Source organism: Aquibacillus rhizosphaerae, from assembly GCF_030282825.1.
Lineage (GTDB): Bacteria > Bacillota > Bacilli > Bacillales > Amphibacillaceae > Aquibacillus_C > Aquibacillus_C rhizosphaerae.
Genome location: NZ_JASTZU010000052.1, coordinates 1 through 14,074 on the forward strand (window position 1 = coordinate 1; position 14,074 = coordinate 14,074).

Here is a 14,074-nt window from a genome sequence, read left to right on the forward strand (position 1 = left end):
CAGCATCTATTGAATAATCTTTCTTATGATTGTAAAGTTTTTTAATATGTTCCGTTACAGTTGCATTTAACCAAGGCCCAACTACCTCTCACTTGAAAAGAAAACGATACTAAGCGCAGGGAAAATACGAGACTCCTTGAAAATAAAGAGCCATTTTCTTCGTGTGGGGTAAATTCATGGATGTCATTTCAATGTCCTATGGGAAAGGAACAGTCTGAAGGCCCCACAGTGAGCGGTCTTTGCGAGCGAGGAGACTGAAGCGTTCCCCATGGAAAGCGAGTGTTTTTCCGCAGCGTTGGAACACAACTAAACTAGGGAAGAATGCACAAAAGCAAAGAATAGTTAATGCGGACTTTATATTAATTGCGATGCTTCAAATTATAAAAATTTACGAAATGATTTTTTTCAAAAGTATAAGAAATGGGACAAAAGCCAATCTAGATGGTAGAGGTGGTTTGAATGAAGCTGATGCAACCAAAACCAACAGAAGATATTCCCTTAGGAAATGAATGGGTCTATGAAGTGAAGTATGATGGATTTCGTTCGGTTTTACTTTGGGATGAAGAACATGTTTCTCTTATTAGTCGTAATGGGAAAGATTTAAGTAATAATTTCCCTGAAATTATTTCCTTTTGCAAAGAAAAAAAAGCTATATTTGCTGAGTTTTTACCTATAAAATTAGATGGAGAACTTGTCATTTTAAACACAGAACTTCAAGCTAATTTTTCTTTATTACAACAAAGAGGAAGGTTGAAATCAATCGAAAAAATTAAACATGCTTCATCTCTTAGACCCGCACACCTGCTATGCTTTGACATATTAGAAATAAAAGGAAAATCATTTACAAAAGAAAAACAATCAATACGTAAAAAAAAGCTAAAAGAACTTATTAACTTGCTATATGATAACTCTTCCGTTGACTGGGACAATCAACTTGGGTTTATTGAGGCTTACACGCAAATAGAAGAGATTCTACCAAAATTACAGGACCACTTAGGGGAAGGGATTATTGCCAAGCGAAAAGATAGCCGTTACATAGAGGGAAAAAGCCATAGTGACTGGTATAAAATCAAAAACTGGCGTACCTTAACTGGTTTTTTAACAAAATTCAACCAAGAAAATGGTTATTTTGATGTTTCTATTTATCAAGGAGAAAAAATTGTCTCTCTAGGGAAATTTAAACACGGTTTGGATGGTGAAGCATTAGAAACTATCAAAACTTTACTTCGTACAAAAGGAGAAAAACAAGGTAACCTATACTATTTGCCACCTGCAATTTGTGTTGATATTCATTGCCTTGGTGTCCATGAAGGTGAGTTGCGCGAACCCCAATTTAAACAATTTCGTTTTGATTTACAGCCTGATCAATGTAATGTTTCTCAACTACAAGAGGCACTCAGTATGTTCCCTTCTTCCATTGAGCTCACGAAACAAAATAAGTTATTTTGGAAAAAAACAGGGATTTCAAAGGGCGATTTGCTCCTATATTTGCGTCAAATAGCTCCATACATGATTCCTTTCCTACAACATAAAGCATTAACAATCATTCGTTGTCCAGATGGAGTACATAGTGAATCGTTTTACCAAAAACATATGCCTGACTATGGCCCGGCATTTATTGCTGGTGGTCGTTCAGGTGATGAAGTACTGCTCCATTGCGGTAGTGTTGAGGCGCTTGTGTGGTTTGGTAATCATGGCACGATTGAATATCATGTTCCATTCCAATTAATGAATAAGAAAACACCCATTGAAATTGTATTTGACCTTGATCCTCCTAGCACGAATGAATTCAATTTAGCTATTTATGCTGCTACTTTATTAAAGCATTTACTCGATCAGTTACACTTAATATCTTTCGTTAAAACTTCTGGTAATAAAGGATTACAAGTGTATATTCCAATTCCAGAAAATAGCTTAACCTATCAAGAAACAGCCCAATTCACGCAAGCAATTGCGCTTTTACTAGAAAAAAAACATAACGACATATTTACAACAGAACGGCTTAAAAAAAATAGAAATAACCGGTTATATATTGATTATATTCAGCATGGAAAAGACAAAACATTAATAGCTCCCTATTCACCAAGAAAAACAGATAAAGGAACTGTTTCCGCTCCACTTTTTTGGAGTGAAGTGAATGAATCATTAAGCCCCGATATGTTTACCGTTATAAATGTAGTGGATCGGGTAAAACAAAAAGGTTGTCCATTTTCAGGATATCACCAAGCTAGACAAAAACAACAGTTGGATTTGCTTAATAAGTTTTTAGGTAGTTCTAAAGAATAAGAATGGACCATTAATGTCATAACAAAGATTAGAAAAGCCTAAATCACATGTGATTTAGGCTTTTTATCGTATGTTTAATCAAATGAAATTGCCCAACTACCATCTCGGAATATAGCTTCCTTACTACCGGCTGCTGTTACTCCATCAATGTTTAGTTTACTTGATCCCATCATGAAGTCTTCATGAATTAAACTGTCGTTTACGCCATGTGCATCCATCTCTTTTTTATCCATCGTTGGACCATTTTTAATATTAGTTGGATAAGCTTTTCCTAGAGCTAGGTGACAAGAAGCATTTTCGTCAAATAACGTATTATAAAAGATGATACCAGACTGGGAAATTGGTGATTCATCAGGAACTAAAGCAACTTCACCCAATCTACGCGCACCGTCCTTATCAGTATCAAGCATATTTTTTAGTGCTTCTTCTCCTTTTTTAGCTGAGAAATCTACTACCTTTCCATCTTTAAAAGTTAAAGTAAAGTTCTCAATCAAGTTACCGCCATAGCTTAAAGGCTTTGTGCTCGAAACTGTCCCATTGACACCATATTTATGCGGCATCGTAAAAACTTCTTCGGTAGGCAAATTCGGATTAAATTCGATACCGGATTCTGAAGTGGTTGAACCACCATGCCAAATATGATTTTCAGGAAGATCAATCGTTAGATCCGTTCCCTCCGCTTTATAAATCAATTGTTTATAGCTTTTTTCATTTAAGTATTCTCTTGCCTTACGAAGTGTGTCATTATGCTCCTGCCAAGCTTTTACAGGGTCCGCTTTGTCAACTCGAGAAATTTTAAAGATTTCTTCCCAAAGCTTATTAACAGCTTGTTCTCCACTTAATTCCGGGAAAACTTTTTCAGCCCACGGTGTGACCGGATACCCTACAACTGACCAACATACTTTATCATTCATTACATGACTTCGATATTCACTTAAAGCAACTGCACTTGCTTTACTAACAGCTGATATACGGCTTGAATCAATATCATTAAGCAAATCAGGATCTTCTCCGTAAATAGATAAAACCGCATAGCCGTCTTTTGCCATCTCTTCAAGTCCTTGCGCTCTCCATTCCGGAAATTTTTCTAGTACTTCTAGTGGAGCGTGTTTCATTTTTTGATATGTTATTTCACCATCATTCCATTCAATATGTACATTCTTCGCACCAGATACATAAGCCTCTTTAGCAACCATTCTAACAAATTCAATCGCTTCAATTGGGGCATTAATAATCAAACCTTGCCCTTTTTGTATATTCACCCCTGTATGCACAGCAAGTTTTGCATACTTGTTTAAAGATTCTTTTAATGTTGTCATCTTATAACCTCCCAGTTTTTAACTACATTATTTCATAATCACAACTAAATTGGTAGTAATTGGGTTATAGTTATACAAGAATAAACCTTATGATTAACGTGTATTACCCAACTCTTCCATTAGTGCGCGAAGACATTTGGCTCTAACTCAATTTCCACATTACCTTCAATCGCTCTCGATATCATACAAGACCTTTCTGCTTTCTCGACAAGTTGCTTTGCTTTTTCTAATTCTTCTTCCGATGCATCTTGTTGTAAAATCAATGTTGGTCGGTGAATAATTTTTTGGTATGTAAATACACCGTTTGTTACATCAACAATACCAATAGATGTAAGATCCATAAAACTTAAAGGTAGATTCGCACGTTCTACCATTGCAGCCAACGTTATAATATAACAGGTTGAAGCAGCTCCAAGTAACATTTCATCTGGGTTTGTCCCAACACCAGGACCATCCATCTCGGACGGTATAGAGATTTTGGTCTTTAAATTAGCTGTATCAATGTAACCGATATTATTACGCCCACCCGGCCAGTTCGCTTTTAAATGGAATTGATGTGTTGCCACTTTTATCTATCCTTTCGTTTACCCATTCTTTTATCTTCTAAGTAAATGAAACAATTCACCATTTATAATACATCCAATCCCTATTACTGAAAAGTTGTATGCTTTAAACCTAGATAAAAAAAGCGCCATTCAAATTATATGAATTGGACGCTCTCTTATTTTTATGCTTTTTCTGGTTGATTTTTATTACTTGATAGAAACCAACCAGCTACAGCAATTCCTACTAACACAATATAGAAAACTAACTTCCAGGCTAATGAATGCGCAAAATCATGTGGTAAAATATGAAGTGCTTCGTGTGCTAATACACTGACAACTAATTTAACCCCTACCCATCCAACAATAACAAAGGCTGCAATTTCAAGACCTGGTCGATCATGAAGTAACTTCACGAATACATTGGCTGCGAAACGCATGATAATTAAACCAATCATTCCGCCTGCTAATACAACACCAAATTGCCCTCCATCCAGACTACCTACATTAGGTAAACCAGTTGCTGGTAATGCAACTGCCAGTGCAACTGCAGCTAAAATAGAGTCAACAGCAAAAGCTAAATCTGCAAATTCTACTTTAACAACAGTCATCCAGAAACCACTTCCTTGTTTCTCTTTTTTCACTTCATCTTCTTTACTTCTGGCCCCGAGCTTATCGTACAAGTGCTTACCTGATATTAATAGTAAATATGCTGCACCAATCGCTTGAACTTGCCAGAGATCAACAAGAAAGGAAATAACAAACAATGAACCAAAACGGAGGACAAAGGCACCAGCAAGTCCATAAAATAAAGCTTTCTTTCTTTGTTCATCAGGTAAATGTTTAACCATAATTGCTAAAACAAGTGCATTATCAGCTGCAAGAATCCCCTCAAGTCCAATTAACACTAGAAGTACCCAGCCATACTCGAATAATAATTCCATTCCCTCACCCCTAATTCATAATAAATTTGTTCAATAATACTAACTTTTTTAAGCTTAATCAGAATACATTTTTTTAAAACATATGAAGGTATTCACCGGCACTCAACTAAAAAGACCTCCACCAATATGGTGAAGATCAATAAAAAAGAGACCTTTACCATTGACGGTAAAGGTCTCGCAAACAACGTGAGTTGCCAATTAAGCCGGAGATTTCTCTCGTAATGACGACTTTAACTGTACAGCTACTCCCCTTTAAGTATAGTTAACATCTTAATCTTATAGCAAATAAATGTCAACATATACCTTTTCATAGACACGGTTTATTTTCGTTATTTAATATGTTTATATGAATCTATGAAAGGGCAAGCTAGGTATTGTAATTTACTGTATGCAACGTTTCGATAATAACTGTATAATATAGTAAAAAAAGTATGAAGGTTGTGTTTTATTTGACGAATAGTAAACTCTTTCGTGGTCTTGTGATCGCAATTTTAATTTTTGCTTTAATCTACCTTATCTCACTTACAGACTTTATTTTTGAGCCTTTTTGGGGGTATGTTGGTGCCATTGCATTCCCATTGATTGCTGCTGGCTTTATATTTTATGTAACAAATCCAATTGTGAATTTATTAGAAAGATTTAAGGTGCATAGAATACTAGGTATTATTATTGTATTCTTGTTAATTATTTTGCTTGGATACTTTGTTACAAATTTCATTGCACCGATTGTACAAAGTCAATTTAGTCGGTTAATCGACAATATGCCAAAGTGGGTCAACAGTGTTGAAGGTATCATTACATACTGGCAAGATAACCAAAACATCATCCCTCCACAATTAGATGATACGATTCAAGGCATTACCGATAATTTAAATGCATATGTAGAACGTATGACAACATTTATCATTGGGTTTTTCGGGCAAATATTTGGTTTCGTATTTTCATTTTTTCTAATTCCATTTTTCTTGTTTTTTATGCTTAAAGATGGGGATAGACTCGTTCCTTTTATATCAAAGTTCTTAAGCAAGAAAAAATCAGATAGTTTTCGTGAGTTAATGACTAATATCAATCAAACACTATCGTCTTTTATACAAGGTCAATTTATTGTTAGTTTGTGTGTAGCTGTAATGCTTTATATCGGTTACTTGATTATCGAACTACAATATTCATTAACACTCGCATTGCTAAGCTTTATTATGAACTTTATTCCATTTGTTGGGCCTTTCTTATCAGCTATACCGGCGATTATCATTGCCTTCTTCCAGGATCCAATGAAAGCAGTTTGGGTGATTGTTATAATGATAATTGCTCAACAAGTAGAAGGAAACTTAATTTCTCCAAATGTTATGGGACGTGTACTAAAATTACATCCACTTACGATAATTACATTAATATTAGCTGCAGGAAGTATTGCAGGATTTCTTGGCTTACTTTTCATCATTCCGGCTTATGCTGTAGTTAAAACAATTATCTCTCATTTCTATCATGAATGGCTAAAGAAACAACCAGAAGGTGAAAAAGATATCTTTTAAATAAGTTAACTTGTTCTCACTAAAGAGTCTCAAAAAAAGGTGATGGTGTGGATCTCACGCCACCATCTTTTTTTGAGGACTCTTTTAAAAGTGTGTTGTTTATGACAGATATAATATAAAGTCTGTACTAACAGCTATGTTGATTCCCTGCATAGTGCGTTAGATTAGTGATTCATCGATCACTTCGGAAATACACTCATATTTTGCTCAGGCCACAGAAGGCACACTAGAAATCTAAGCGTATAATAGAGCCGAACAAAAGCTCAGGGCGCCTTCGAAACAAGAAAAAAACCTTATTTCTGCGATGTCTTTCTTTGTAGCATTCCTTTGTGCTCACCCTAGGGCAATTAAGACGAACATCTATGTGGTGCTCTTTACCACAAAGATGTTTGACTCGGCTAGGCGCTGTAACTGGACGTGGCACATGCAATAGTCAGTTATACACAGGACACTAAATCTATAATTTCCTGGCTATAAAAAAACCGAATGCTATGATAGCATTCGGTTTCTTTATCTTTAAATTATTCCATTGCTGCGTCGATTTCTTCTTGAAGCTTATCTAGAATAGCTCCATCTACTTCTGAAACTTCTTCACGGTAGTAGTCACGTACAGGAATAGCTAATTCTCTAAATGCTGCACGTTGATCTTCTGTAAGTTCAATGATCTCAGTTGGATTTTCTGTATCATTTTCCATTTCTGTTAGGAATTCAGAGTTTTGTCTATCCTGCTCTTCAAACACCCAATCTTGCATTTCTTCTACAGTATCATCAACAATTGTTTTAAGCTCATCAGATAAGTCACTATACCATTCTGTGTTAACAGTTGTCATCGCAACATAGTTGTTATGATTTGAAACTGTCATTGTATCTTGTACTTCGTGGAATGCTGCATCGTAGATGAAGAAAATTGGGTTTTCTTGACCTTCTACTGTACCACGATCTAGCCCTGTGTATAGTTCACTCCAGCTTAATGCTTGTGGACTTGCGTCATAAGCTTCATAAGATTTCATCATTAATGGAGATTCTTGAACTCTCATTTTTAGTCCGTCAAAGTCTGCAGGCTCGTCAATACCTACGTTACTTGTCCACTGCATCGCACCCTCTGTCCAGAATGAAAGCGGGGTAATATCATGCGCTTCATATCTTTCTACAAGGTCTGTATTTAATGCTTCACTTGTATTTAGAATTTCTTGTGTTGTTTCTACACTATCTGGGAACAAGAAATGAAGGGCGAAAATTTGTCCTTCCATTACCATGTTACCTGTGAAACCAGGTGACATCACAGCAAGTTCAACTGCACCATCTTGCAATTGTTTTACTTGGTCTACTTCACTACCAAGTCCACCATACTCATATGGTTCTACAGTAATTGCTCCATCGGTTTTTTCACTGATACGTTTAGCAAATTCTTCTGCATACACAAACTGTACTTGACCTTGTGTTTCCTCTGTAATAAATCTCCATGTATCTTCTTCAATACCTGATGCTTCTTCTCCATCTGTTGTGCCTGTATCTTCTTCTGTTTCTTCATCTCCGCCACATGCTACTAATAGAATACTAAGCATTAATACAGAGATTAAAGCAAATAAATATTTCTTGTTAAAAATAATAATTACCCCCTAAATATTTTTTGAAAATTTTATAATAAGGATTTTGACGAACCTCTTTAAAAGTTCGTTAAAATCTACTTAAAAAGTTGATTATAGCAACATTAAAGATAGCTCTGGAAATACAACCAGCAATACACCAATAATAAGTAACATGATGATAAATGGTGGTGTTCCTTTAATAACGTCTAAATAAGACTTATTAAACACTGCGCTAGCGGTAAATATATCTACCCCAAACGGTGGTGTTGCAGACCCTAACGCTGCTTGGAATGTAACAATGATGCCTAAGTGAATCAAATCTACTCCTGCGGCTTCAGCAGCAGGGACAAAAATAGGTGTTAAGATCAAAATTACAACAATTGGATCGACAAACATACAACCGACAAAGAAAAAGATACTAACCATTAGCAGTACATACATAGCACTAGGATCTGTTCCTAGCACAGCTTCTGTAATTTGTTGCGGTATTCTAGCATAACCGAGAACCCAAGTGAAAACTTGACCACCCGCCACCAAAATAAATACAGCGGAAGTAACTAATCCAGTTGATAAAGCAATTTTCGGTAACTGTTTTATATGAATTGATCGATAGATAAGAAATTCCAATATAAAAGCATAAAGTACAGAAATCCCTGCCGCTTCTACTGGTGTGAATATACCTGTGTAAATACCACCAATAATCAATACAGGAAAACCTAGAGGAAGAAGTGCTCTAAAGAAAAACCTTAATCGATCTCCCCAGTCCACTCTTTCTGCTAACGGTATATTTTTAATTCTTGCATAAAAATAACTATATGTAGCAAAACTCAAAAATACAATTATTCCAGGTATAATACCAGCAATAAATAAATCTCCAACCGAAACTCCAGATCCTGCTGCAAGCGCATAGATAATCATCCCAATACTTGGTGGAACAAGTAACGCTACATCACTTGAATTGATAATCAAGGCTATTGCACTTGAATCCTTATAACCTGCTTTCAAAAGACGCTCTCTCATTGGTCTACCAATGGCTACTACTGTAGCTTGTGTTGAACCAGAAATCGCACCAAAAAGTGTACATGCTGCAGAAGTTGTAACAGCGTATCCTCCACGAATATGACCAACAAATGCTCCAATAAAATCCAATAACCTGCTAGAAGTTTTACCAGAAGTCATTATATCTGCTGCAAAGATGAACAATGGTACACATAGTAATACTGGTGATTCAATACCAGTTAATAATTGATCCATCAATAAATCTGGCCCTAAATTAGGAAAATAGATAAGTAATATGACAACAGGAGCTACTATCAACGGAATCATCATTGGAAAATTCAGAAGTAGTAAGACAACCATAATTGCAATTAATGTCGTTAACATATCAGAATCCTTTCTATGTATGATATCTTGCAATCATTAAACGTTATTAAAATCTTGTTCTGCACGTTCATTATTACCCTTATCATTATAATCTTCTGCATCAATTCCAATATAAACTTTGTCTTTCACCTTAATGTTAATCCACATATTGCGTAGGAATTGAATTCCTCCCATGAAAAATCCAATTGGAATAAATATAACCATTAAATACTGTGGAATTTGTAATGCAGGAGTTACTGAACCAGTTTCATATTCAGAAAGTACATACGTATAAGAATAATAAGCTAGTACAAAAAGTACAATTGCAGTTATAAAATTAATTGCGATCATCATTATCTTTCTAACTTTAAATGAACCAAAATCATAAAATGCAGACATACTTATATGTCTTCCTTTTCTCGCTGCATAAGCAATACCCATAAACGTAGCGATAACAATTGCAAATTTACTAACTTCTAAATTAAACGAAAATAAGCCTGAATTAAAAACTTCACGTGCTATTACATTTCCTATTGTCATTACAGAAATCACAATAACAGCAAAACTCAATATAAATTCTTCAAGCTTCATGATTATGTTGTCAACTATTGAAATGATTTTCAATTCTGTGCTTCCTCCTTCATCAGGATGAAAAACTTTAAAGATTGCGACTACTATAATGTTACAAAAGTATTTCAATTTGTTCAAATAGCTTATATGGCTAAAATTGGGAATAAATCCACAAATATAAGTCTTGTCTTCGTATGATTGCTTATAATTCATGTATAGACTAAAATGCTCCCACATATTATTATATGCTCCAAAAACACTATTATCATTTAAATAATATGGGGTTTTAAATCGTAAGCAGCTCAACTTTTAATTCGTCTGTTAAATAGAACTTATTTATCTACTGTATTCTTCCTACTGATATTTATACCAATATAAGGCTTATCTTTCGCATGTGAAACTCGTACTGTATATAATTAATTTTATTAATAGTTATTTAAAAGTAATCAATTTCATAATACCAATTTTGTCGTCACCTAGACTAAATATGGTATTGACTCAAAAGGAGTGAAGAAGAATGACAAAAAAAGAAATAGAGTACAAAATCCAAGAAGTTAAGTCCGATTACATTCGCATTCAATCTGATTTAGAAAAATTAGACTCTGTTGGCGGCAACTCCAAAAATGCAGAAAAGCAACTTCAACAACTCGAGATTGAATTAGCTGATTTAAATAAACAGTTAGCAAACTTAAAGTAATGATGGAGGACCGATAGAATCACCTCTATTGGTCCCCGACTTCCACATTTAACTAACCCACATAAAACTACTAAAATCCTCCTCTATATTTCACTTTTTAAAAAAATCGAATCGCTTGTACCATCCGTTAATTATGATGAAGAATTTTGTCTTGTGGAGGTTACATCATGAAGAAGCAAACATTTTATTAGATTTTAAGATGGATTTTTCGCATTTGGTTTTACATTGATGCTATGGAAGGAATATTTGCAGCAATCTTCGGATGGATTATAGTTAGAAAAGTAAACAGTCTATCTGTCTCAGAACTTACTCTATTACAGCTTTCGGAGTCCTTTGTTAAAAAATATAAGTTCGCCACCTTGTTCCTCTTATTGACGCACATGACTCTCCCCATCTGTATTGATTCTTTTTTCACGTCTTTGCTTTAGATCCCCGATTACACCGAATGCCAATAGAGAACCTACTATTATTCCAAATACCCAAAACACACGTAAACACCTCCCCTGTTTAAATTATATACAACATATAATCAATTATTATCATAATAGCGAGAAAATCCAAATTAATGGAGTGAATTTCATAATTACCTTATTCAGTCATCTGTGACAAAATTGGTATTATGAAATTCATTAAATTATTTATACTATTATTTTCTAAGTGTACTGGTGATTCAGTAATTGGGTTCATGTCTATCACATTAAGCTTGTTTAGATCAAATCATTATATTAATTTTATTAAAATCTCTACTAATTCCCAATTTCATTTTCCACAAAACATGATAGGATAATAGAGGGGAACGAGAGGAAACTGGCATCCTTGAAAGTACATGTTTTTTATTTTCCCCTTTATTCCTTAAGTTTTTTCAAATGTTATTAGCATAACTGCTGTTTATGAAATAGAAATAAAAGGATGAATGAATATGATAGAAACTGCTCACCAACTATTAAAAGAATATTACGGTTTTGACACCTTTCGACCTGGTCAACAGACTGTTATTGAACAACTATTAAATAATGAAGATACACTGGCGATAATGCCTACTGGTGGTGGGAAGTCACTTTGTTATCAAATTCCAGGATTAACAATGGATGGCACGGCAGTGGTTATCTCACCACTTATTTCTCTTATGAAGGATCAAGTCGATGCACTAACATCACTTGGGATAGCAGCTACCTATATAAATAGTTCGCTAACATCCGAAGAACAACGTCAACGTTTCATTGATTTACGTGAAGGGCGATATAAATTCGTTTATGTAGCACCAGAACGGTTTGAAACTCCCGCTTTTATCGAAACGTTAAATAGCATTAACTTGTCTTTAATTGCTTTTGATGAAGCTCATTGTATTTCGCAATGGGGACATGATTTTAGACCAAGCTATCGTTCTGTGGTTCCCGCTTTATCCAACATAATTCAATTACCTGCCGTAGCAGCTTTAACTGCCACAGCAACAAACCAAGTAATCGAAGACATTCGTCGTTTGCTTCAGATAGAAACTGATCATGTTGTTAATACAGGTTTCGCTAGAGAAAACTTATCCTTCCATATCATAAAAGGGAGAGATAAAAAAGATTTCATCTCCAATTACATTTTTGAACGGAAACAAGAATCGGGAATTATTTATACAACAACTAGAAAGCAAGTAGAGGCTTTATATAATCACCTCGAAAATAAAGGGGTTTCTGTCGCTAAATATCATGCGGGTTTATCTGAACACGAACGAAAACAAGCACAAACTGCTTTTATTCAGGATGAAAAAACAATCATGGTAGCAACTAATGCTTTCGGGATGGGAATAGATAAATCAAACGTTCGATTTGTTGTTCATTATGCTTTGCCAATGAATATTGAATCCTATTACCAAGAAGCTGGACGTGCAGGTAGAGACGGGGAACCAAGTGATTGTATTCTGCTTTTTTCGGGACAAGATATCCAATTGCAAAAGTTTTTGATTGATCAATCATTAATGGACGAAGATAAAAAGACGAATGAATATAAAAAACTACAAGCCATGATTAATTATTGTCATACACATAATTGTTTACAAACCTATATCCTTGATTATTTCAATGACTTATCGAAACCAGAAGATTGTGGCAAATGTACCAATTGCCAGAGCACCCAGGATCGTGAAGATATGACAAAAGAAGCTCAAATGGTATTATCCTGTGTTAAACGAATGGGTGAACGGTTTGGTGCTGGTATGGTCGCAAAAGTACTAAAAGGTTCAAAGGATAAAAAGATAAAGAGTTTTCAGTTTGAAAAGCTTACTACTTATGGTTTAATGTCTGCTTATTCCGAAAAAGACCTTACTAATTTCATCCATTTCTTAGTTGCCGAAGGAATTCTGTCTACTGGTGAACAGCGCTTACCTATCTTACAGTTAAATAAAAGTGCAGAGGCCGTTTTAAAGGGTGAAAAACAAATTTGGATGCAAACTGGTTCTGTTAAACAAGCTGAATCAACCAATTACGAACAAGAGCTGTTCGAAGAGTTGAGGAAATTACGTAAACAGGTCGCTGATCAAGAGAAGGTACCCCCTTATGTACTTTTTTCTGACACTACACTTAAAGAGATGTGTCGATTTTTCCCAACAACTAAAGAGGCAATGCTTGGAATTAAGGGTGTTGGTATGAAAAAATTCGATCAGTATGGACAACTATTATTAAATGCAATCTCGGAGTGGACTGAAAAAAATAACTATGAAGTGCCATCAAATACGTCTCAAACAGAGAGAAACTTCGTAAAGAAAGATGAAAGTAATGGACAACCTAGTTTTCAAGTTAGCTATCAAATGTTTGTCGAAGGTAAGCAAATCGAGGAAATTGCAAGCACAAGAGGAGTAACGGATCAAACTGTCACCAATCACCTTTTCCAGGCATATAAACAAAAAATGGATATTGATTGGAGTCTGTTCTTTAGTGAGGATCAAGAACTAGAAGTACTCCAAGCGAGGGCGAATTTGGAAGAACCTAAGCTTAAGCCTCTAAAGGAATCACTTAATGAAGAATATGATTACACAACAATCCGCGCTGTTCTTGTGAAAAATGGATTTTTGTAAGGTTCTTTCGTAAACATTGTTGCTTTACAACGGTTCGCACTTGATACAAAGTACGCACTAACTTTATCGTAACATCTTTGCATTCTTTTTAAGATGAGTGGTTAATCTAGCGCTACGGAAAAATACTCCCTTTCCGGGGGGCAGCACCTTAGCCTCCTCGGTCACACACAAC

The 14,074-nt window shown here is 35.1% G+C and carries 10 protein-coding genes; 4 read left to right on the plus strand and 6 right to left on the minus strand.

Going from position 1 to position 14,074, the window contains the following annotated elements; all coding sequences use genetic code 11:
• Positions 1–459 precede the first annotated feature (459 nt).
• On the plus strand, positions 460–2,286 hold the full coding sequence (locus QQS35_RS16520) for a DNA ligase D (RefSeq protein ID WP_285933332.1): 1,827 nt from the start codon (positions 460–462) through the stop codon (positions 2,284–2,286).
• Positions 2,287–2,360: 74 nt separating this feature from the next.
• Here the strand turns inward: QQS35_RS16520 and QQS35_RS16525 are convergent, their stop codons facing one another.
• From QQS35_RS16525 to QQS35_RS16535, 3 genes are all read right to left on the minus strand, one after another.
• A complete protein-coding gene (locus QQS35_RS16525) occupies positions 2,361–3,605 on the minus strand; it encodes an aminopeptidase (protein ID WP_285933333.1) in 1,245 nt (414 codons plus the stop codon).
• 119 nt (positions 3,606–3,724) lie between these two features.
• The gene (locus QQS35_RS16530; protein WP_285933334.1) at positions 3,725–4,171 is read right to left on the minus strand and encodes an OsmC family protein; all 447 of its coding nucleotides are present in this window, start codon (positions 4,169–4,171) and stop codon (positions 3,725–3,727) included.
• A gap of 161 nt (positions 4,172–4,332) precedes the next feature.
• Positions 4,333–5,091: a TerC family protein gene (locus QQS35_RS16535; RefSeq protein ID WP_285933335.1), complete on the minus strand. Its 759-nt coding sequence runs from the start codon at positions 5,089–5,091 to the stop codon at positions 4,333–4,335.
• 440 nt (positions 5,092–5,531) lie between these two features.
• Here QQS35_RS16535 and QQS35_RS16540 point away from each other — a divergent pair, with 440 nt between their 5' ends.
• On the plus strand, positions 5,532–6,623 hold the full coding sequence (locus tag QQS35_RS16540) for an AI-2E family transporter (RefSeq protein ID WP_331490813.1): 1,092 nt from the start codon (positions 5,532–5,534) through the stop codon (positions 6,621–6,623).
• Between the two features lie 521 nt (positions 6,624–7,144).
• Here the strand turns inward: QQS35_RS16540 and QQS35_RS16545 are convergent.
• From QQS35_RS16545 to QQS35_RS16555, 3 genes are all read right to left on the minus strand, one after another.
• A complete protein-coding gene (locus QQS35_RS16545; RefSeq protein ID WP_285933337.1) occupies positions 7,145–8,188 on the minus strand; it encodes a DctP family TRAP transporter solute-binding subunit in 1,044 nt (347 codons plus the stop codon).
• A gap of 135 nt (positions 8,189–8,323) precedes the next feature.
• Positions 8,324–9,595 carry a TRAP transporter large permease gene (locus QQS35_RS16550; protein ID WP_285933338.1) on the minus strand — a complete coding sequence of 424 codons (1,272 nt, stop codon included), beginning with the start codon at positions 9,593–9,595 and terminating at the stop codon, positions 8,324–8,326.
• A gap of 36 nt (positions 9,596–9,631) precedes the next feature.
• Complete coding sequence (locus QQS35_RS16555) at positions 9,632–10,198, minus strand: TRAP transporter small permease (RefSeq protein WP_285933339.1); 567 nt, start codon at positions 10,196–10,198, stop codon at positions 9,632–9,634.
• A 463-nt stretch (positions 10,199–10,661) separates the two neighbouring features.
• Between QQS35_RS16555 and QQS35_RS16560 the strand changes: the two genes are divergently transcribed.
• Both QQS35_RS16560 and recQ read left to right on the plus strand, forming a co-directional pair.
• The gene (locus QQS35_RS16560; RefSeq protein ID WP_285933340.1) at positions 10,662–10,841 is read left to right on the plus strand and encodes an SE1832 family protein; all 180 of its coding nucleotides are present in this window, start codon (positions 10,662–10,664) and stop codon (positions 10,839–10,841) included.
• Positions 10,842–11,760: 919 nt separating this feature from the next.
• The gene (gene recQ / locus QQS35_RS16565) at positions 11,761–13,902 is read left to right on the plus strand and encodes a DNA helicase RecQ (RefSeq protein ID WP_285933341.1); all 2,142 of its coding nucleotides are present in this window, start codon (positions 11,761–11,763) and stop codon (positions 13,900–13,902) included.
• Positions 13,903–14,074 lie beyond the last annotated feature (172 nt).